This window comes from Lelliottia nimipressuralis, from assembly GCF_041464075.1.
Classification (GTDB): Bacteria; Pseudomonadota; Gammaproteobacteria; order Enterobacterales; family Enterobacteriaceae; genus Enterobacter; species Enterobacter nimipressuralis.
Genome location: NZ_CP167172.1, coordinates 47191 through 66879, shown reverse-complemented (window position 1 = coordinate 66879; position 19689 = coordinate 47191). Strand labels below are relative to the sequence as shown.

Annotated in this window: 20 protein-coding genes; 17 read left to right on the top strand and 3 right to left on the bottom strand. The window is 58.3% G+C overall.

Annotation, left to right across the window (positions count from 1 at the left end):
- Positions 1–173 precede the first annotated feature (173 nt).
- From ACB496_RS00310 to ACB496_RS00265, 10 genes are all read left to right on the top strand, one after another.
- Positions 174–608, top strand: coding sequence for a nuclear transport factor 2 family protein (locus ACB496_RS00310; protein WP_100778225.1), 435 nt, complete (start codon positions 174–176; stop codon positions 606–608).
- On the top strand, positions 605–1324 hold the full coding sequence (locus ACB496_RS00305) for an SDR family NAD(P)-dependent oxidoreductase (protein WP_371973926.1): 720 nt from the start codon (positions 605–607) through the stop codon (positions 1322–1324). Before ACB496_RS00310 ends, ACB496_RS00305 begins: the two co-directional genes overlap by 4 nt.
- Positions 1321–2586, top strand: a complete 1266-nt coding sequence (locus ACB496_RS00300; protein ID WP_371973924.1) for an NAD(P)/FAD-dependent oxidoreductase — start codon at positions 1321–1323, stop codon at positions 2584–2586. Before ACB496_RS00305 ends, ACB496_RS00300 begins: the two co-directional genes overlap by 4 nt.
- The gene (locus ACB496_RS00295; RefSeq protein ID WP_371973922.1) at positions 2583–3305 is read left to right on the top strand and encodes a DUF1365 domain-containing protein; all 723 of its coding nucleotides are present in this window, start codon (positions 2583–2585) and stop codon (positions 3303–3305) included. Before ACB496_RS00300 ends, ACB496_RS00295 begins: the two co-directional genes overlap by 4 nt.
- Positions 3302–4522, top strand: coding sequence for a class I SAM-dependent methyltransferase (locus tag ACB496_RS00290; protein ID WP_371973920.1), 1221 nt, complete (start codon positions 3302–3304; stop codon positions 4520–4522). Before ACB496_RS00295 ends, ACB496_RS00290 begins: the two co-directional genes overlap by 4 nt.
- Entirely contained in the window at positions 4519–5004 is a 486-nt protein-coding gene (locus ACB496_RS00285) for a DUF2878 domain-containing protein (RefSeq protein WP_107702554.1), read from the top strand. Before ACB496_RS00290 ends, ACB496_RS00285 begins: the two co-directional genes overlap by 4 nt.
- The gene (locus ACB496_RS00280; protein ID WP_371973918.1) at positions 5001–5528 is read left to right on the top strand and encodes a hypothetical protein; all 528 of its coding nucleotides are present in this window, start codon (positions 5001–5003) and stop codon (positions 5526–5528) included. Before ACB496_RS00285 ends, ACB496_RS00280 begins: the two co-directional genes overlap by 4 nt.
- Entirely contained in the window at positions 5525–6055 is a 531-nt protein-coding gene (locus tag ACB496_RS00275; protein ID WP_371973916.1) for a DUF3833 domain-containing protein, read from the top strand. Before ACB496_RS00280 ends, ACB496_RS00275 begins: the two co-directional genes overlap by 4 nt.
- 12 nt (positions 6056–6067) lie before the next feature.
- Complete coding sequence (locus tag ACB496_RS00270; protein WP_371973914.1) at positions 6068–7027, top strand: YbgA family protein; 960 nt, start codon at positions 6068–6070, stop codon at positions 7025–7027.
- Positions 7028–7182: 155 nt separating this feature from the next.
- Positions 7183–8277 (top strand): AAA family ATPase, encoded by a 1095-nt coding sequence (locus tag ACB496_RS00265; protein ID WP_371975268.1) that lies wholly within the window; start codon positions 7183–7185, stop codon positions 8275–8277.
- Between the two features lie 121 nt (positions 8278–8398).
- Here the strand turns inward: ACB496_RS00265 and nlpA are convergent, their stop codons facing one another.
- Together nlpA and ACB496_RS00255 are read right to left on the bottom strand one after the other, a co-directional pair.
- Positions 8399–9208 (bottom strand): lipoprotein NlpA, encoded by an 810-nt coding sequence (gene nlpA / locus ACB496_RS00260; RefSeq protein WP_100778235.1) that lies wholly within the window; start codon positions 9206–9208, stop codon positions 8399–8401.
- A gap of 152 nt (positions 9209–9360) precedes the next feature.
- Positions 9361–9780, bottom strand: coding sequence for a GNAT family N-acetyltransferase (locus tag ACB496_RS00255; protein WP_312069758.1), 420 nt, complete (start codon positions 9778–9780; stop codon positions 9361–9363).
- 199 nt (positions 9781–9979) lie between these two features.
- Between ACB496_RS00255 and ACB496_RS00250 the strand changes: the two genes are divergently transcribed.
- The 5 genes from ACB496_RS00250 to ACB496_RS00230 all read left to right on the top strand — a co-directional run bounded on the left by ACB496_RS00250 (position 9980) and on the right by ACB496_RS00230 (position 16745).
- Entirely contained in the window at positions 9980–10549 is a 570-nt protein-coding gene (locus tag ACB496_RS00250) for a TetR/AcrR family transcriptional regulator (RefSeq protein ID WP_102105101.1), read from the top strand.
- Positions 10550–10695: 146 nt separating this feature from the next.
- Positions 10696–11817: an efflux RND transporter periplasmic adaptor subunit gene (locus tag ACB496_RS00245; protein ID WP_181827081.1), complete on the top strand. Its 1122-nt coding sequence runs from the start codon at positions 10696–10698 to the stop codon at positions 11815–11817.
- Positions 11817–14924, top strand: coding sequence for an efflux RND transporter permease subunit (locus ACB496_RS00240; RefSeq protein ID WP_371973911.1), 3108 nt, complete (start codon positions 11817–11819; stop codon positions 14922–14924). The genes ACB496_RS00245 and ACB496_RS00240 overlap by 1 nt, the downstream gene beginning before the upstream one ends.
- 2 nt (positions 14925–14926) lie before the next feature.
- Positions 14927–16291 (top strand): efflux transporter outer membrane subunit, encoded by a 1365-nt coding sequence (locus tag ACB496_RS00235; RefSeq protein WP_102105104.1) that lies wholly within the window; start codon positions 14927–14929, stop codon positions 16289–16291.
- Positions 16292–16448: 157 nt separating this feature from the next.
- The gene (locus ACB496_RS00230; protein WP_100778241.1) at positions 16449–16745 is read left to right on the top strand and encodes a YicS family protein; all 297 of its coding nucleotides are present in this window, start codon (positions 16449–16451) and stop codon (positions 16743–16745) included.
- A 30-nt stretch (positions 16746–16775) separates the two neighbouring features.
- Here ACB496_RS00230 and ACB496_RS00225 read toward each other — a convergent pair whose 3' ends face one another.
- Positions 16776–17726: a LacI family DNA-binding transcriptional regulator gene (locus tag ACB496_RS00225; protein ID WP_100778242.1), complete on the bottom strand. Its 951-nt coding sequence runs from the start codon at positions 17724–17726 to the stop codon at positions 16776–16778.
- Between the two features lie 293 nt (positions 17727–18019).
- Between ACB496_RS00225 and ACB496_RS00220 the strand changes: the two genes are divergently transcribed.
- Complete coding sequence (locus ACB496_RS00220; protein ID WP_102105105.1) at positions 18020–18334, top strand: PTS sugar transporter subunit IIB; 315 nt, start codon at positions 18020–18022, stop codon at positions 18332–18334.
- 12 nt (positions 18335–18346) lie between these two features.
- Positions 18347–19669: a PTS sugar transporter subunit IIC gene (locus ACB496_RS00215; protein ID WP_100778244.1), complete on the top strand. Its 1323-nt coding sequence runs from the start codon at positions 18347–18349 to the stop codon at positions 19667–19669.
- Positions 19670–19689: the final 20 nt, after the last annotated feature.

The following is a 19689-nucleotide window of genomic DNA, read 5'->3' as shown; positions in this document are numbered from 1 at the left end:
GCTCCTGCCCCGCTATCGGGAGCGCATTAATTTCCGCAAAAATCACCTTTCCTATCCAATTGAAATAAATCACTAATTAAAAATAATCCAAATCAAACTTGGACAAATATCATTGTTTGTGTAAGTTTTAATTATTGGGTTTTTTCAGGATCGTCAACCGCAAAGGTGAGTCAATGAGCGCCGTGCATACCGTCATCGATCGGTTCGTGAGTTACTACGCCGAGCTGGACAACCAGCCGCCCTCGGCGCTGCCTGCGCTCTATCATCCTGAAGCCGTGCTGATTGATCCTTTCGGTGAGCATCAGGGCTTGTTCGCGATCCAGCGTTACTTCACCCATCTGCTGGCCAATGTGGACCAGTGTCATTTCTCCATCGATAAGCCATTTACCGACGGTGACCGTTTCGCGCTCACCTGGACCATGCACTGGTCGCATCCCCGTTTAACGGAGGGCAACACGCTGGCTCTGCCAGGCTGTTCCGTGGTGGACGTGCAGGACGGCACAGTGAAACGCCAGCGGGACTATTACGATGCCGGAGAGATGATTTACGAACACCTGCCGGTGCTGGGCTGGGCGGTTCGCGGTGTGAAAAGGAGGGTGCGCCCATGATGACTGTCCTCATCACCGGCGCAAGCTCAGGGATTGGCGAGGGGCTGGCGAAGTCCTGGGCGGATGACGGCTGCCGCGTCATCGCCTGCGGCAGGGATGCTGCCCGCCTTGAGGCCCTGCGCCAGTACAGCCCGCTAATCTCCCTGCGTCAGTTTGACATGACCGACGCACAGGCCTGTCGCGACGCGTTGGCCGATTGCCCCGTGGATCTCGCCGTTTTGTGCGCCGGAACCTGCGAATATCTCGATCAAGGGTCGATCGACATCGATCGCGTCTCGCGGGTCATGCGCACCAATTTTCTCGGCCCGGTGAACTGCCTGGCCGCGCTTCAGGATCAACTCGCGCCCGGTAGTCGCGTGGTGCTGGTCAGCTCCATGGCGCACTGGCTGCACTTCCCGCGCGCCGAGGCGTACGGCGCATCCAAAGCAGCGCTGACGTGGTTTGCCAACAGCCTGCGTCTGGACTGGGAGCCTAAAGGCGTGGCCGTTACGGTCGTCTCCCCAGGCTTTGTCGACACGCCCCTCACCCGTAAAAATGATTTCCCGATGCCCGGCAAAGTCAGCGTAGAGCAGGCCGTTGCCGCCATCCGCCGTGGCGTGGCGAAAGGCAAAACGCACATCGCGTTTCCTGCCGGGTTTGGTGTGTTCCTGCGGCTGCTGGCGTCCCTGCCGCCGTTTGTGCAGAACGCGCTGCTGCGCAGGATGGTGCGCTCATGAACATCGCCATTATCGGCAGCGGGATCGCCGGGCTGACCTGCGCCTGGCGGCTGGCCGGGCACCATCAGGTGACGCTGTTCGAAGCGGCCCCCACCGTCGGCGGCCATACCGCCACGGTCGATGTCACCACGCCGTCGGGAGATTTTTCCATCGACACCGGTTTCATCGTTTACAACGACCGCACCTATCCCCGCTTTATGGGCCTGCTGGGCGAGCTGGGTATTAGCGGGCAAAAAACGCAGATGAGCTTTTCTGTGCATAACCCGGCCAGCGGGCTGGAATATAACGGCCACACGCTCTCCAGCCTGTTTGCCCAGCGGCGCAATCTGCTGAACCCGACCTTCTGGCGGCTGCTGAAATCCATCGTGCGGTTTAACAAACTGGCGAAACAGACGCTGATTAAGGGCACCAGTAATAACGACACGCTGCAAACGTTCCTGGAACAGCACCACTTCAGCCCTTTCTTCTCCCGGCACTACATTCTGCCGATGGGCGCGGCGATCTGGTCCTCGTCGTTGCAGGAGATGCGCCGTTTTCCGCTCTCCCTGTTTTTACGCTTTTTTGAGAATCACGGGCTGCTGGACATCACCCATCGTCCCCAGTGGTACGTGGTGCCCGGCGGATCGCGCGAATATGTCCGCGCACTCGTTACGCAGCTGGGCACTCGCCTGACGCTGCGCACGGATGCACCGGTGCAGAAGGTGATCCGCCACCCCCACCAGGTTGACATTGAACTTGCCGACGGAACTCACACCTTCGATCAGGTCATTTTCGCCTGCCACTCCCGCCAGGCGCTTGCACTGCTGGCTAACCCCTCGCTTGCGGAAAAACAGATCCTCGGCGACATCGGCTGGCAGCGTAATGAGGTAGTGCTGCACAGCGACAAACGCTGGCTGCCGGTGCGTGAACGAGCCTGGGCAAGCTGGAACTATCGTCTGAACGATCGGGAACAAAACAGCGCCTGCGTGACCTACAACATGAACATTTTACAGGGGCTGCCAGAGGGCGCGCCGCTGTTCTGCGTGACCCTGAATCCGGATGCCCCCATTGACGAGCGTTACGTCTGGCAACGCTTTGTGTATGAACATCCGCAGTTCAACCCAAAAAGCTGGCGTGCCCAGACGCGCCGCGCCGAGATCAACGGCCAGCAGCGAAGCTGGTTCTGCGGTGCCTACTGGTACAACGGATTTCACGAGGATGGCGTGCGCAGCGCGCTCGACGTGGTAACGGGGATCGCAGGAGTGGGAGGGGCGGGAACATGAACAGTTGCCTCTATCAGGGCGTGCTTCGTCACCGCCGTCTGCTGCCGCGAACGCACCATTTCCGCTACAGCATTTTTTTGGCATGGCTCGATCTCGACGAACTGGCGCGCCTGCCATCGCTGGGCATTCGCCGTAACCGCTTTGCCGCCGCGTCGTTTTACGATCGCGATTATCCGCTGGGTGAGCCACTCAAAGAGCAGGTGCTCACCAGGCTGGAGACGCTGACCGGTGAGCGCACCGATGGCCGGGTGATGCTGCTCACCCAGCTGCGCTATTTCGGTATTCATTTTAATCCGGTCAATTTTTATTACTGCTTTGACCAGCAGGACGTCCTGCGCTGGGTGCTCGCGGAAGTGCGTAACACGCCGTGGAACGAGCGGCATTACTACGCGGTGAACGGGCAGGAAACGCGCCCAATGGCGAAAGCCTTCCACGTTTCGCCGTTTAATCCAATGGATATGGTGTACCACTGGCGCTTCAATCGCCCGGCGAAAACCTTATTTATGCACATTGAGAACCATCAGGAAGCCAAAGTGTTTGATGCCACGCTGATGCTCACTCGTCAGCCTCTGACACGCGCGGCGCTGAGTTCGCTGCTGTGGCGCATTCCGCTCATGACGCTCAAAACCGTCCTCGCCATTTACTGGCAGGCGCTGCGGCTGTGGCTCAAACGCGTACCCATCCATCCCCATCCCACCAGCAGGAGTGAACGCTCATGACCGATCCCGTTTATGCGCTTGAGCCAGACTATCCGCGCAACGCGCGCATGGCGCGCTGGCTGCTGTTCCGCCTGCTGGGGGACTTACAACAGGGTTCGCTGACCGTACGCGAAGGCAACCAGACGTTCCATTTTGGCGACGCCAGTGCGGCCCTGCATGCCGACGTGGAGGTTCTCTCCTCCTCCGTTTACCGGCGACTGCTGACGGGCGGAAGTCTGGCCGCCGCCGAAGCCTGGATGGACGGCGAGTGGGAGACGCATCAGCTCACCACGCTGCTGCACATCCTCGCCCTTAACGGTAAAACGCTCGGGCGGCTGGAGAGCGGTTTCCGACTGCTGGGCAAGCCCGTCGAACGGCTACGCCACTGGATGCGCCGCAACCATCGCCAGCAGGCGCGGGAAAATATTGCCGCCCATTACGATCTGGGGAACACCTTTTATGCCCAGTTTCTCGACGAAGAGCTGCTCTATTCCAGCGCCCTGTTTACCTCGCCGGATCAGGATCTCACGGCCGCGCAGAAGGCAAAAATGGCGCGACTGTGTGACCAGCTGGCGCTGACGCCTGCCGATCATCTGCTGGAAATCGGCACCGGCTGGGGCGCGATGGCGGAATTTGCTGCCCGTCACTATGGCTGCCGGGTGACCACCACCACACTGTCGTTTGAGCAGTTTAGCTGGGCACAGGCCAGAATTGCCCGCGCCGGGCTGCAGGATCGGGTTCAGGTTCTGCTGTGCGATTATCGCGATCTCACCGGGGAGTTCGACAAACTGGTGTCGGTAGAGATGATCGAGGCGGTCGGCAAACGCTTCTTACCGGAATTTTTCCGCACCTGTCAGGCGCGCCTGCGCCCCGGTGGCAAAATGGCGATTCAGGCGATCACCATTCAGGACCAGCGCTACCGCGCCTACAGCAAAAGCGTCGATTTTATTCAGCGCTATATCTTCCCCGGCGGCTTTTTGCCAAGCATTACGGCGATGAGCGATCTGATGACCCGCCATACCGATTTCGTGGTGCGCAATCTGTTTGATATGGGACCGGACTATGCGCGCACGCTGGCTCACTGGCGCACACGCTTTATCCATGCCTGGCAGGATATTGAAAAACTCGGCTTTGACGAGCGTTTTCGCCGCATGTGGCTCTACTACCTGGGCTACTGCGAAGCCGGGTTCAACGCCCGCACCATCAGCGTGGTGCAACTGACGGCAGAGCGCGTATGAACCGCCATGTGCAGGTCTTCGTGCTCGCCATCGCGTTCGATCTCTACTGGACGCTGGTGGTGATGTTTCGTGAGCGGGGAGTGATGGTGTGGCTCGCGCTGGCGCTGCTGGCCTGCCTGATGCTGAAACCGATCCAGCGACTCTTCGCCCTTATGCTGGCGGTCGCCGGGAGTTCCCTGGACACCCTCTGGTCGCTGACCGGTCTGCTGCGCTTCAACGGCGAAGGGATTTTGCCTCTCTGGATGATGGCACTTTGGCTGATGTTCGCCTGCGTCTGGACCCAGCTCACGACGACCACCGCGCTGCCGCGCTGGCTGCTGGTTCTGATGGGCACCGCTGGCGGTCCGGTGGCCTATTTTCTCGGCGAGCGGCTGGGCGCGATCACCTTTCAGGCACCGGCATTCATCGTCCTGAGCTGGATGGCGATGGGCTGGCTGGTACTGATTCTCTTTTTCCATCTGCTGGTGGGGAGGCAACGATGAGATCCGCTTTGCTGCTTCTGCTCTGGCTGGCTGCCGCGCTGCCTGCGGCGCACGCCGCCGACTGGCTCACCTGGCGCAAAGTGGGCGAGGCGACCCTCACCTGGGGCCCGTTTGACGTTTATCGCTCCCAGTTGAGCACCCCGGATGGGCGTTACACCGGCCTGCAACAGGATCAGGCGCTGCTGATTACCTATCAGCGCAGTATCAGCCGTGACGAACTGGTCGACGCTACCCGCGAGCAGTGGCAGGCGCAGGGCATTCTGGACAGTGAACCCAACAGCGCCGAATGGCTGCGCAGGCTGCAGGCGCTGTGGCCTGATGTGAATCAGGGAAGCCAGCTGGCGTTTGTCGTGAATAACGGGCAGGGGCAATTCTGGTATCGCGCCCCGACCGACCGTTCGGCGTTCACACCGCTCGGCCCACCGCAATCGGCGACCTTCAGCGAGCGCTTTCTGGCAATCTGGCTCGGTCCTCGTACGCAATATCCCGAACTACGACTGCAGTTGCTCGGAGGTAAACCATGAAACGTTTTCTGACTCTCGGCCTGGTGCTGATGACGCTGCTGGCCGGCTGTAGCGCCGACATTAACGATTACCGCGATCAGCAGCCGCGGCTCGATATCTTCCACTATTTTCAGGGCCAGACCGAAGCCTGGGGGATGGTGCAGGATCGCAGCGGGAAGCAAATTCGCCGCTTCCACGTCAATCTCAAGGGCGAGGTCAGCGGCGATACGCTGACGCTCAGCGAGCAGTTTGTGTATGACGATGGCGAAAAACAGCAGCGCGTATGGCATATCCGGCGCGTCAGCGCCGATCGCTTTGAAGGCCGTGCGGGGGATATTGAGGGCGTGGCGACCGGCCAGGCGGCGGGAAACGCCTTCAACTGGCGCTATAGCATGAACGTCAAAGCCGACGGCAAAACCTGGCTGCTGCACTTCGACGACTGGATGTATTTGCAGGACGGCAAACACCTCTTCAATAAAACCGCGATGACGAAGTTTGGCTTTAACGTCGGAACGGTGACGATTTTCTTCACCCGCAACGAGCAGTAAGGGGACAACACCATGAACAATAAACCCATTCTCGGTATCAGCGGATGTCTGACCGGCTCAGCCGTACGGTTCGATGGCGGACATAAACGCATGAGTTTTTTAATGGACGCGCTGGCGCAATGGGTGACGTTTAAACCCGTATGCCCGGAAATGGCGGTGGGCTTGCCCGTCCCTCGCCCGGCGCTGCGACTGGTCAAAACGCCCGACGGTGAGATGCACATGCGCTTTACCCAGGCCCCCAATGAAGATATCACGCACAAAATGGCCGAGTTTGCCGGGCACTATTTGCCGGGTATTGCCGATTACGCCGGCTTCATCGTCTGCGCCAAATCGCCAAGCTGCGGCATGGAGCGCGTGCGCATCTACGACGAAGCGGGTAATCCTGGCCAGAAAGAGGGAAACGGCCTCTTCACCGCCGCGATGCAGGAAAAATATCCGTGGCTGCCGGTGGAGGAAGACGGGCGGTTGCACGATCCGGTACTGCGGGAGAACTTTATCGCGCGGGTATTTGCCCTGCACGAGCTGAACATGCTCCGCGCCAGCGGTCTGACGCGCGGCGCACTGCTGGCCTTTCACAGCCGCTACAAGCTGCAACTGCTGGCGCATAATCAGGCCGGTTATCGCGAGATCGGGCCTTTTGTGGCGTCGCTTCACGAATGGGACGATTTGGAGGCCTTTTTTGCGGTCTATCGCGAGAAACTGATGGCGATTTTGAAACAGCCCGCGTCGCGCAAAAACCACACCAACGTGCTGATGCACATTCAGGGCTATTTCCGTAAACAGCTCAACACCCGCCAGCGCGTGGAGTTGCGTGAAGTTATCCTCAACTACCGCGCCGGACAGCTGCCGATCCTCGCCCCGCTCACGCTGTTGAAACATTATCTGGCTGAGCACCCGGACCGCTATCTCCTGACGCAAAACTACTTCGACCCGTACCCGCAAGACTTAGGCCTGCGGCTGGCGATCGCTTGATTTAACAACGAGAGACCTTTAGCCCAAAGGGTCCTTACACGCACCCCGTTTTAGACGACAAACCTCACTGTCGTCTTTTTTTTGGCCCGCGGCATGGGTTATTGGCTGGTAGAATGAGTGGGTTGACCCCGTTTTGCATCACTCAGGTAACCACGATGATCCGCGCCCTGCACATTGAAAACTACCGCTCGATTCGCCAGCTCTCGCTCGGGCTGGAACAGCTCAATATCGTTTTTGGGCCGAACGGCACCGGTAAATCGAATATTTACAAGGCGATCCATCTGATGCACAGCGCGGCACAGGGCCAGTTTTCGCAGGCTCTGGCGAACGAAGGCGGGATTTTAAAGGTGTTCTGGGCCGGGAAAACGCGAAGCGATCAGCTGCGCCGCGTCAATCTGGCGGTGGAAACCGAAATCTACGAGTACGAGCTACAGGTGGGGTTTGTCGAGAAGCTGCCCTATCCTTCACAGTTCCAGCTCGACCCGGTGATCAAAGAAGAGACCCTCTGGCTGAGCGATCACCATCGCCGCCCATCGTCGCGGCTGATGCAGCGTAAAAACCAGACCGTATTTCTGAACAACATTCACCACGAGAAAGTGACCCACAGCGGCACGCTGTATGAGAACGAATCGGTGTTCGGCCAGCTGGGCGAACCGCATCTATATCCTGAGGTGTCGCAGATGCGCGAATCCCTGCGCAACTGGCGCTTTTACCACGAATTTTCCGTCTCGTCTGGCTCGGCGATGCGCGCCCCGCAGGTGGGTTTTCGGTCGCCGGTCTTAGCCAGCGACGGGGCAAACCTCGCGGCAGCGTTCCAGACGATTGTGGAGATTGGCGACGAGCTGCTATTGATGCGGATCCTCGACCAGGCCTTCCCCGGCTGCGTATTTTACAGCGATAACAGCGGGGGACGTTTTCGCATGATGATGCAGCGCGAAGGGTTAAGCCGCCCGCTGGAACCGGCAGAATTCTCGGACGGCACGCTGCGATTCCTGTGCCTGGCCGTCGCACTGCTCAGCCCGCGACCACCCGCGTTTATTGCCCTCAACGAACCGGAAAACAGCCTGCACCCGCAGATGCTGCCCGCCCTTGCCAGCCTGATCGCCGAAGCGAGCCACTACTCGCAAATCTGGCTGACCAGCCACTCACCGGAACTGGCCAATTTAATCGAAAAACACCGCTCGTTTTCGCTGTATCAACTGTCGATGGTCGACGGGGAGACAAGGATGGAGCGGCTGGCGATGACTTAATTTAACAATGCGAGACCTTTAGCCTTAAGGGTCCTTACACGCCCCCGCTTTAGACGCCAAACCTCACTAAGGCTTAGAGCATGCAAGACGGCCATTAATCGCTTTAATGGCCTTCTTGAGATCACCAGCCTGGAACCGCGCCGCCGTTAAAGATTTTTTCTGCCGCTTTCGCCACTTCTGGCGACTGGTACGACTGAATAAATTCCTTCACGTTTTCCGCGTCTTTATTCTCTTCGCGGGTTACCACAATATTCACGTAAGGCGAGTTTTTATCTTCGATAAACACGCCGTCATGTACCGGCGACAGCCCGGTTTGCTGGAGGTAAGTGGTGCTGATGATCGCCACATCCACTTTTGGGTCGTCAAGCACGCGCGGCAGCTGCGCGCCTTCCAGCTCCATGATGTTCAGCTTTTTCGGGTTAGCGGTAATATCAAGAGCCGTTGGCAGCAGGCCGACGTCGGGTTTAAGCGTAATCAGCTTCTCTTTTTGCAGCAGCAACAGCGCGCGGCCAAGGTTGGTGGGATCGTTTGGAATCGCAACGGTCGCGCCATCCTTCAGTTCCGAAACCGATTTGATTTTGCGCGAGTAGCCTGCCATCGGGAAGACAAACGTATTTGCCACCGCGACCAGCTTATAGTTGTGAGCTTTGTTATCTTCCGCCAGGAATGGGCGATGCTGGAAGACGTTCGCATCCAGTTCGCCGTGGTTCGTCGCATCGTTGGGCAGCAGCGAGCCGCTGAAACCGACCAGCTCCACATCCAGCCCGTACTTCTCTTTCGCCACTTTTTTGGCGACTTCCGCCACATCCTGCTCTGCGCCGTTAATCACGCCGACTTTAATATGTTTGGCATCGCTGCCGCTTTGATCACAGCCCGCAAGCAGAACGCCCGCCAGAAGTAATGCACCACATCGAGGTAAAGAGAGTTTCACGAGACAGATCCTTTTGATAAACGTTTAAACGACTATATCGACAACGAAGCGGTACGCTAAAAACCGAAAAAGAATCAAACAGAAGGAAAAGTTATATATCGGTACTCTCTGAAAGTCAGGCCCGGTCACACCGCGCCACCGGGCATCCGCCGTTACAGATCTTTCGCCAGATAGTGCCGCTGCATGCCCTGATAAGGGAAATCCTTCAGCGTCATCTGCAGTGTGTACCCCTGCTTTTCATAAAACGGACGCGCCTGAAAGCTGAACGTATCCACCAGCGCATGGCGGCAGCCCTGGCGGCGGGCTTCTTCTTCGGCGGCATTCATCAGCTGACTCCCCAGCCCGCTACCGCGCGCATCATTGCTCACCCACAGGTACTGAATATTCAGCCATTCGCCTTTGCGATTGCCGATCAATCCGCCCGTCATCACGCCACTGTCGTCGCGCGCATAAACGGCGATATCGCCACCGACCGCAGAAAAATCGATATACTGCCGGTTATACGATCGTAATCCATTCAGGAGTTCTTCTTTATCGGCTTCAGTAATGGTATCCGTAAGGCTCAAGTGCATGTGGTTCTCCTTATTTTCAGCGCAATCTGAATATCGCACACCTTTATCTTCATAAAAACTCCTTATTCTCTCCTTTATTTCGCAGTAGAAATATTCTTTCAATATGAAAATAAAAAAATCGCTTTCCTGTACCCTCCTGAAACGTATAATAACCAAAAATGAGAACGATCATTCTCACTCTCAGCGCGGCGGGGAAACGATGAGCACAACGCTTGAAGAACGGCAGAAACTACGGCAAGACGAGATCATCACCGCGGCGCGGCGCTGCTTTCGCGCGAGCGGCTTTCACGGTGCCAGCATGTCGCAAATCGCCAGCGAGGCGAAGCTGAGCGTCGGGCAGATCTACCGTTATTTCAGCAATAAAGATGCCATTATCGAAGAGATGATCCGCCGCATTATCGACTACCGCATCGCCGAGATGGAAGGCAAAACCCAGACCGACCGCATGCCGCAGATCCTTGCCTGGCGCCAGACTCTGAGCGAAGACGACGATGCGCTGATGCTGGAAATGTCTGCCGAAGCGACCCGCAATCCGCTGGTTGCGGCGATGCTGGTGGAAGCCGATGCGCGCATGTTTGCCAACGCCTGCGAGCACCTGAAAAAACAGTGCCCGCACCTGAGCGACGAGCGCATTCGCTGCTGCGTGGAAATTATCGCTGTGATGATGGAAGGCTCCATCTATCGTCGATTAACCCCACAAAAAGTATCAGCAGAAGAATTAGAAAAAATTTATCGGGAAATACTCAATATGCTTCTCATTGTGAATTAATTAAACCTGAACTCATCACCGGGAAATAGCTATTTCCCGTTTTTTCATTTCCGCGAATCGCGGAGATGCGGCATCGCTTTGCCTTAAAACCTCCTAATCTCGTTAAGCCATTAACGGGACAGGCGTCGTTCACCCTGGAAAAAAGTATGAAAACCCTAACAACCGCCATCGCGGCATTATTTCTCCTGACCGGTTGCGATAATGCACAAATATCCGCGCCAGAAGGCGCACTCCCGCAAGTGGGGATTGTCACCCTCATGAGCCAGCCCGTCCCGGTGGTCAGTGAGCTTACCGGGCGGACCAGCGCCGCCCTTAGCGCGGAGGTGCGCCCGCAGGTGGGCGGCATCATCCAGAAGCGGCTGTTTAATGAAGGCGATACGGTGAAAGCCGGGCAGGCCCTGTATCAGATCGACCCGGCCAGTTTCAGGGCGAGCTACGACGAAGCCGCCGCCGCGCTGAAACAGGCCCAGTCGCTGGTGCAGGCCGACTGCCAGAAAGCCAGGCGCTATGCGCAGCTGGTGAAGGACGATGGCGTTTCGCGCCAGGATGCAGAAGATGCACAGGCCACCTGTGCGCAGGACAAGGCCAGCGTCGAATCTAAAAAAGCCGCGCTGGAGAGCGCGCGCATCAGCCTGAACTGGACCACCGTCACCGCGCCGATTAGCGGGCGCATCGGTATTTCGTCCGTCACGCCGGGCGCACTGGTGACCGCCCAGCAGGAAACGGCTCTGGCGACCATTCGCGGGCTGGACAGCATGTACGTCGATCTCACCCGCTCCAGCGCCGATCTGCTGCGATTACGCAAGCAAACGCTGTCCACCAACAGCGATACCCTGAGCGTTTCGCTGATCCTCGAAGACGGCAGCACTTACAGCGAAAAGGGCCGTCTGGCCCTGACGGAAGTGGCCGTTGATGAATCCACCGGCTCCGTCACCCTGCGGGCGATTTTCCCCAATCCGAAGCATCAGCTTCTGCCGGGCATGTTCGTTCGCGCCAACGTGGACGAGGGCATCATGGATGACGCGATTCTGGCACCGCAGCAGGGCATTACCCGCGACGCCAAAGGCAACGCCACCGCGCTGGTTGTGAACGGCAGCAACAAAGTCGAACAGCGCACGCTGCAAACAGGGGAAACCTACGGCGACAAATGGCTGGTGCTGAGCGGGCTGAAGGCGGGCGATAAGCTGATCGTAGAAGGCACCGGAAAAGTGGCCTCCGGGCAGGAAGTGAAAGCCGAAGAGATCAAAACCGCCGGAGGAGACGCCTGATGTTCTCCCGTTTCTTCGTGCGTCGCCCGGTGTTTGCGTGGGTGATCGCCATTCTGATTATGCTCGCCGGGATGCTGGCGATCCGCACCCTGCCGGTCGCGCAGTACCCGGACGTTGCGCCGCCGTCGGTGAAAATCTCCGCCACCTACACGGGGGCCTCCGCCCAGACCCTGGAAAACAGCGTCACCCAGGTGATTGAGCAGCAGCTGACGGGCCTGGATAACCTGCTCTATTTCACCTCCACCAGCAGCTCCGACGGCTCCGTAAGCATCAACGTGACCTTTGAACAGGGTACCGACCCGGATACCGCGCAGGTGCAGGTGCAAAACAAAGTTCAGCAGGCCGAATCGCGCCTGCCGAGCGAAGTGCAGCAGTCGGGCATCACGGTAGTGAAATCCCAGAGCAACTTCCTGCTGATCATGGGCGTGTACGACAAAACCGACAAAGCCAGCAGTTCAGATATTGCCGACTGGCTGGTGAGTAACGTGCAGGACCCGCTGGCGCGCGTGGAAGGCGTGGGCAGTTTGCAGGTGTTTGGCGCGGAGTACGCGATGCGCATCTGGCTCGATCCGGCGAAGCTGGCCTCGTACGCGCTGATGCCGTCCGACGTGCAAACGGCGATTGAAGCGCAGAACGTGCAGGTCTCTGCCGGGAAAATTGGCGCGCTGCCGTCGTCGAATGCACAGCAGCTGACGGCCACCGTGCGCGCCCAGTCGCGCCTGCAAACCGTCGATCAGTTCAAAAATATCATCATCAAGAGCCAGTCCAACGGCTCGGTGGTGCGCATCGGCGACGTCGCCCGCGTTGAGATGGGCAGCGAAGATTACACCGCTACTGCGAAGCTGAACGGCCACCCGGCGGCTGGCGTGGCGGTGATGCTCTCGCCTGGGGCTAACGCCCTGAGTACCGCGACCGCAGTGAAAGAAAAAATCGCCGAGTTCAAACGCGCGATGCCGGAAGGCTATGACGTCGCCTACCCGAAAGACAGCACCGAGTTCATCAAAATCTCCGTTGAGGATGTGATTCAGACGCTGTTCGAAGCCATCGTGCTGGTGGTGGTGGTGATGTATCTGTTCCTGCAAAACGTCCGTGCCACGCTGATCCCGGCGCTGGCGGTACCGGTGGTGCTACTCGGCACCTTTGGCGTGCTGGCGCTGTTCGGCTACTCCATCAACACATTGACCCTGTTCGCGATGGTACTGGCGATTGGCCTGCTGGTGGATGACGCCATCGTGGTGGTGGAAAACGTCGAGCGCATTATGCGTGACGAGGGCCTGCCCGCCCGCGAAGCGACCGAAAAATCGATGGGTGAAATCTCAGGCGCACTGGTGGCGATTGCCCTCGTGCTCTCGGCGGTGTTCCTGCCGATGGCGTTCTTTGGCGGCTCAACGGGGGTGATTTACCGTCAGTTCTCCGTGACCATTATCTCGGCGATGATCCTCTCGGTGGTGGTGGCGCTTACGCTCACCCCAGCCCTGTGCGGCACGGTTCTCAGCCACACACCGCCGCACAAGAAAGGCTTTTTTGGTGCCTTTAACCGCTTTTACAGCAGAACAGAAAGTGGCTATCAGCACCGTGTCCTGCGCGTGTTACGCCGCTCCGGCAGCATGATGGCGATTTTCGCCGTCCTGTGCGGGGCGATGGCCCTGACCATGTGGAAACTGCCAGGCAGCTTCCTGCCGACGGAAGATCAGGGCGAAATCATGGTGCAGTACACCCTCCCCGCAGGCGCGACCGCCGTGCGCACCGCCGAAGTGAGCCGCAAGGTCACCGACTGGTTCCTCAGCAAAGAGAAAGACAACACCAATGTGATTTTCACCGTTGAGGGCTTTAGCTTTAGCGGCAGCGGTCAGAACGCCGGGATGGCGTTTGTGTCGCTGAAAAACTGGTCCGAACGTAAGGGCAGCGAAAACACCGCACAGGCGATTGCCCTGCGCGCCAGCAAAGAGCTGGGCGGCATTCGTGATGCCACCGTGTTCGCCATGACGCCGCCGTCCGTGGACGGTCTCGGCCAGAGTAACGGCTTTACCTTTGAGCTGATGGCGACGGGCAATACGGATCGCGATACCTTGCTGGCGTTTCGTAATCAGCTGATTGGTGAGGCGAATAAAAACGCCTCGCTGCAGGCGGTGCGCGCCAACGATCTGCCACAGATGCCGCAGCTGCAGGTCGATATCGACAACAACAAAGCCGTTTCCCTTGGCCTCGCGTTGAGCGATGTCACCAGCACCCTCTCCAGCGCCTGGGGCGGAACTTACGTGAACGATTTTATCGACCGTGGCCGCGTCAAAAAGGTCTACATCCAGGGCGATAGCGATTACCGCGCCGCGCCGTCGGATCTCAACAAATGGTACGTGCGCGGCAGCGATGACAGCATGACGCCGTTCTCCGCCTTCGCCACCACCCGCTGGGAATACGGCCCGGAAAGCCTGGTGCGCTACAACGGCTCTGCGGCGTATGAAATTCAGGGTGAGAACGCCAGCGGCTCCAGCTCTGGCAGCGCGATGACCACCATGGAACAACTGGCAAACAAACTGCCCGCTGGCACCACCTGGGCGTGGAGCGGCCTGTCGTTGCAGGAAAAACTGGCCAGCGGCCAGGCGATGAGCCTTTACGCCCTGTCGATTCTGGTGGTGTTCCTTTGCCTGGCGGCGCTGTACGAGAGCTGGTCGGTGCCGATCTCGGTGATCATGGTCATTCCGCTCGGCGTGCTCGGTGCGGCGCTGGCCGCGACGATGCGCGGTCTGAACAACGACGTTTACTTCCAGGTGGCGCTGCTGACCACCATCGGCCTGTCGTCGAAAAACGCCATTCTGATTGTCGAGTTTGCCGAAGCCAAAGTGGCGGAAGGGTACTCCCTGACGCGCGCCGCCCTGCGCGCCGCCCAGACCCGTCTGCGCCCAATCATCATGACCTCGCTGGCGTTTATCGCAGGGGTCACGCCGCTGGCGGTCGCGACCGGCGCGGGCGCCAACAGCCGTGTGGCAATCGGCACCGGCATCATCGGCGGAACGCTTGCGGCAACGCTGCTGGCGATTTTCTTTGTCCCGTTATTCTTTGTACTGGTGAAGCGTCTGTTCTCCGGTAAGCACGTAAACCGGAGGTAATCATGTTTCGTGTTTCTGTTTTAGTGTTGGCGCTGATGAGCGCGGGCTGTGTCTCGCTGGACCCGACCTATCAGCGCCCGGATGCGCCCGTCCCGGCAACGCTGCCGGGCAGCCACGGCGAGGCCAGCGCGGTCGTCAGCCAGTGGCAGCAGGTGGTGAACGATGCGCGGTTAAAAAGCGTGGTGACGATGGCGCTTAACAGCAACCGCGACGTGCAAAAAGCGATTGCCGATATCGACGCCGCCCGCGCCCAGTATGGCGAAACGCGTTCGTCCCTGTTCCCGACGGTCGATGCTGAGCTGAGCCATACCCGCAGCCGGACGCTGGCCGGTGGCGTCACCACCAGCGACGAAGCCAACGGCGCGGTGTCGAGCTTTGAGCTGGACCTGTTTGGCCGCAACCAGAGCCTCTCCCGCGCCGCGCGGGAAACCTGGCTCGCCAGCGAATTCACGGCGCAAAATACGCGCCTGACGATGATTAGCGAGCTGACCACCGCATGGCTGACGCTGGCGGCGGATAACAGCAATCTGGCGCTGGCGAAATCCACCATGGAAAGCGCAGCCAATTCGCTGAAAATCGTGAAACGCCAGCAGGAAGTGGGCGTAGCGGCGGCGACGGATACCAGCGAAGCGATGGCGGTGTATCAGCAGGCGCGCGCCAGCGTGGCGAGTTACCAGACGCTGGTCGCGCAGGATAAAAACGCCCTTAATCTGCTGGCGGGCGATACGGTGCCAGACGCGCTGCTGCCGGGCACGCTGGAGAGTCTGAGCGACAACGCCATCACCTTGATCCCGGCGGGTGTCAGCTCCAGCGCGCTGCTGCGCCGCCCGGATATTCAGGAAGCTGAGCACAATCTGCTGAGCGCCAACGCCAGTATTGGCGCGGCGCGTGCGAATTTCTTCCCGACCATTTCCCTGACCGCCAGCGCCGGGGTTGGCAGCGATTCATTGTCATCTCTGTTCAGCCACGGCCTCAAAGTGTGGTCGTTCGCACCGTCGATCACCCTGCCGCTGTTCAGCGGCGGGAGCAATCTGGCGCAGCTGCGGTATGCCGAAGCGGAGAAAAAGGGGCTGATCGCCACCTACGAAAAGACCATTCAGAGCGCGTTCAAAGACGTTGCCGACGCGCTTGCGCGGCGGGAAACGCTCAGCGAGCAGCTGGACGCCCAGCGGGAATACGTCGCGGCGGAGCAGAAAACGCTGGATGTGGCGACGCGCAGCTATCAGGCGGGTGCGGGGGATTATCTGACGGTACTGACCGCGCAGCGGTCTCTGTGGTCGGCGCAGACGTCGCTGATCGCCCTGCAACAGACGGACTTCACCAACCGCGTGACCCTCTGGCAATCGCTCGGCGGTGGCATCCAATAAATCTTTTGCCGGGCGCTGATGCCCGGCAAAAACTCCAGCTACGCTTAAAACGTCTCATACCTGTGTCTGTCCAGAATCATACTTTCGGCTTGAATCGCTTTGATGAATGTAACGATATATTTCAGAGAACAACGCGCGTTTTACTCCGGGGGTTTCAATGAAAGCTGCTCACCTGTTTTGTCTGGTTATCTGTTTGCTTTTCGCCGCCTTCGTCCACGCCAGAGAGACGCAAGACCCGGTAAAAACGGAGAAAATCCGCCAGGCCGTGATGAAAGATATCAAGAAAGTCTGCTCGCCTCAGGGCAAGCAGACGGACAAAGAGTGGCAGGCGATGATCATGTCATCCGAGGCTAACAAGCTGCTGGTGAAAAACGCCGTGCTGGCGATGGAGCGCGACAACCTGGATAACTACTGGGAAGCCGTCGGCAAAGTGGACTGCATGGAGGATTACTAAGCGTGAAGCGTGCTTCACGCTTTTTTTTGATTAGCGTTTACGCATATCCGGGATAATCAGATCCCCGCGTAAGACGTAAGAGCCGAGCATTTGCGTTTTCTCATTCAGCCACGCCACAATCCGCGCCGCCATCGCATCCATGGAGTATTCGATGGCCGGAATGGTCGGAATTCCCGGAAGATGCAGCGATCCGGCGAGACTAAAGACCATGATGTCTTCCGGAACCGACTTATTAAACGCCTGCAATTGCGGGATCACGCGCTGCGCTTCCTGCTCATCCGCCACCAGCAACGCGTTGAAATTCAACGTGGTCGCGTTATTCAGTAGTTCCTGCAACGCCACGGACGATGAAGTGGCGTCCATAAACACCAGATTGCGGTTAAACGGCAGGAAATTTTTCTCCAGCGCGTGTTTGTATCCGAGCAGCACCTGATCGGCAAAACCGCTGCCCTGTGGCTGAATTAAGGCAATCTGCCGACGGCCCTGACTGGTGAGGTAGTTACAGGCGGTTTCGGCGGCAAAGGCGTGGTCAAACTGGATGCTGTTGGCGTTATCGGACTCCATGCAGTCCACCAGGATGACGTTATCCTGATCGATATGCAGCGGGAAACGCGCCCCGATTATCAGGATGTCGTCGCAAAGGCCGCAGGAGAGTTCATCGAGCGCGTTGAGCACCTCGCTTTTGGTGTTCGCGAAGCGCAGCAGCAGATGTTTTTGGTGCTGACTGAGCTGTTTTTCCAGCGCGTAAAGATACCCGGTGGTCTGGTTGATATTATCCTGCGCACAGATCACGCCGATACAGCCGGTAGACTGGCTCAACAGCGATTGCGCTATAACGTTGGGCCGATAGTTCAGCTCATCCACCGCTTTCAGTACGGCCTCACGGCTGGCTTCCTTCACGCCGCGCGACCCGCTCAACACCCGTGACACCGTGGCTTTGGACACCCCGGCCAGACGTGATACATCGTTGATTGTAGACATCATATTCCCCTGTCAGGACCCACGTAGCCCTGTAATTCCTGTTACCGCTTCGGCTCACATTATAGCCAATCCGGAGTATATCCGTTTCCGTTTTCCATGGAAACCGATTTTCCGTTTCCACTCAATTTGATGTCAAAAACGCCAAATTCTGTGACCCACATCGTGATAACACGCCCCATAAGCGGCGGATCTTGATGGTTATCACACTTCTGGGGTTTATGAATGGAAACCGGTTTCCATATGATATCCAATCATCCCCGCAATAACTTTTTACACTTTGAGGATGGTTGTCGATGTTCAAGATTATGCTGTGCTGCTCTGCCGGGATGTCCACCAGCCTGCTGGTGAGGAAAATGGTTGAAGTGGCAGAAGAACGCGGAGTCCCGGTCACGATTGATGCGTACGGCGTGTCCGAATTTGACACGCAGTTTCCGCAATACCAGGTCGTTCTTCTCGGACCGCAAGTGAAATACATGTTAAAGACACTGGCAGACAAGGCCGCTACGCAGGGTATTCCGGTACAAGCCATCGACATGATGGACTACGGTATGCAGCGTGGTGATAAGGTACTGGACTATGCTCTGTCGCTCATCGAAGCGGCACACTAAGAAGGTGTTCTCATGAGTTCGTTATATCAATCAATGGTTGCCGTTATTGAGCAGTCCATTACCCCGCTGGCGGCAAAGCTCGGACAGCAAAAGTACGTGATTGCGATCCGTGACGGGTTTACCGCCGCCCTGCCGTTTATGATCATCGGCTCGTTTATGCTGGTGTTCATCTTCCCGCCGTTCTCGGCGGATACCACCAACAGTTTTGCCCGCGGCTGGCTCGATTTCTCCCAGACCTACCGCGAACAGCTGATGTTGCCGTTTAACCTCAGCATGGGCGTGATGACCTTCTTTATCTCGGTGGGGATCGGCGCGAGCCTGGGTCGCCAGTTTAATCTCGATCCGGTGATGTCCGGCCTGCTGGCGTTTATGGCGTTTCTGCTGGTGGCGGCCCCCTATGCCGACGGCAAAATCTCCACGCAGTATTTGTCCGGCCAGGGGATCTTCACCGCGCTGATTACCGCCATCTACTCCACCCGCGTTTACGCGTGGCTGAAGGAGAACAAAGTCACCATTCGCCTGCCGAAAGAAGTCCCGACCGGCGTGGCGCGCTCCTTTGAGATCCTGATTCCGGTGATGGTGGTGATCGGCACGCTGCACCCGCTGAACCTGTTCATCGAAGCGCAAACCGGGATGATTATCCCGCAGGCGATTATGCATCTGCTGGAGCCGCTGGTGTCCGCCTCTGACTCCCTGCCGGCCATTCTGCTCTCCGTGCTGCTGTGCCAGATCTTCTGGTTCGCGGGCATCCACGGCTCGCTGATTGTCACCGGCATCATGAACCCGTTCTGGATGGCGAACCTGTCGGCAAACCAGGCAGCACTGGCGGCGGGCGCAGCGCTTCCGCACGTCTATCTGCAGGGCTTCTGGGATCACTATCTGCTGATCGGCGGCGTTGGCTCGACCTTACCGCTGGCCTTCCTGCTGCTGCGCAGCCGCGTGACGCATCTGCGCACCATCGGCAAAATGGGCGTGGTGCCGAGCTTCTTTAACATCAACGAACCGATTCTGTTCGGTGCGCCGATCATCATGAACCCGATGCTGTTTATCCCGTTTGTGTTCGTGCCGCTGGTGAACGCCTGTCTGGCCTACGCCGCGACCAAACTCGGCTGGCTGGCGCAGGTGGTATCCCTGACGCCGTGGACTACCCCGGCCCCCATCGGTGCGTCGTGGGCAGCAAACTGGGCGTTCAGTCCGGTAGTGATGTGCGTAATTTGTATGGTGATGTCAGCCCTGATGTATCTGCCGTTCCTGCGCGCCTATGAGCGCTCTTTGATGAAAACCGAAGAGCAAAAAGCCCAGGCAACCGTCGGTACTGCTGAAGCTGCACGTTAATAACGTCAAAGAGGAAGCAT

Excerpts from the sequence above, each read along its gene's own strand:
- ACB496_RS00310 (WP_100778225.1), top strand. The coding sequence starts at position 174 with ATGAGCGCCGTGCATACCGTCATCGATCGGTTCGTGAGTTACTACGCC.
- ACB496_RS00305 (WP_371973926.1), top strand. The coding sequence starts at position 605 with ATGATGACTGTCCTCATCACCGGCGCAAGCTCAGGGATTGGCGAGGGG.
- ACB496_RS00300 (WP_371973924.1), top strand. The coding sequence starts at position 1,321 with ATGAACATCGCCATTATCGGCAGCGGGATCGCCGGGCTGACCTGCGCC.
- ACB496_RS00295 (WP_371973922.1), top strand. The coding sequence starts at position 2,583 with ATGAACAGTTGCCTCTATCAGGGCGTGCTTCGTCACCGCCGTCTGCTG.
- ACB496_RS00290 (WP_371973920.1), top strand. The coding sequence starts at position 3,302 with ATGACCGATCCCGTTTATGCGCTTGAGCCAGACTATCCGCGCAACGCG.
- ACB496_RS00285 (WP_107702554.1), top strand. The coding sequence starts at position 4,519 with ATGAACCGCCATGTGCAGGTCTTCGTGCTCGCCATCGCGTTCGATCTC.
- ACB496_RS00280 (WP_371973918.1), top strand. The coding sequence starts at position 5,001 with ATGAGATCCGCTTTGCTGCTTCTGCTCTGGCTGGCTGCCGCGCTGCCT.
- ACB496_RS00275 (WP_371973916.1), top strand. The coding sequence starts at position 5,525 with ATGAAACGTTTTCTGACTCTCGGCCTGGTGCTGATGACGCTGCTGGCC.
- ACB496_RS00270 (WP_371973914.1), top strand. The coding sequence starts at position 6,068 with ATGAACAATAAACCCATTCTCGGTATCAGCGGATGTCTGACCGGCTCA.
- ACB496_RS00265 (WP_371975268.1), top strand. The coding sequence starts at position 7,183 with ATGATCCGCGCCCTGCACATTGAAAACTACCGCTCGATTCGCCAGCTC.
- ACB496_RS00255 (WP_312069758.1), bottom strand. The coding sequence starts at position 9,780 with ATGCACTTGAGCCTTACGGATACCATTACTGAAGCCGATAAAGAAGAA.
- ACB496_RS00250 (WP_102105101.1), top strand. The coding sequence starts at position 9,980 with ATGAGCACAACGCTTGAAGAACGGCAGAAACTACGGCAAGACGAGATC.
- ACB496_RS00245 (WP_181827081.1), top strand. The coding sequence starts at position 10,696 with ATGAAAACCCTAACAACCGCCATCGCGGCATTATTTCTCCTGACCGGT.
- ACB496_RS00240 (WP_371973911.1), top strand. The coding sequence starts at position 11,817 with ATGTTCTCCCGTTTCTTCGTGCGTCGCCCGGTGTTTGCGTGGGTGATC.
- ACB496_RS00235 (WP_102105104.1), top strand. The coding sequence starts at position 14,927 with ATGTTTCGTGTTTCTGTTTTAGTGTTGGCGCTGATGAGCGCGGGCTGT.
- ACB496_RS00230 (WP_100778241.1), top strand. The coding sequence starts at position 16,449 with ATGAAAGCTGCTCACCTGTTTTGTCTGGTTATCTGTTTGCTTTTCGCC.
- ACB496_RS00225 (WP_100778242.1), bottom strand. The coding sequence starts at position 17,726 with ATGTCTACAATCAACGATGTATCACGTCTGGCCGGGGTGTCCAAAGCC.
- ACB496_RS00220 (WP_102105105.1), top strand. The coding sequence starts at position 18,020 with ATGTTCAAGATTATGCTGTGCTGCTCTGCCGGGATGTCCACCAGCCTG.
- ACB496_RS00215 (WP_100778244.1), top strand. The coding sequence starts at position 18,347 with ATGAGTTCGTTATATCAATCAATGGTTGCCGTTATTGAGCAGTCCATT.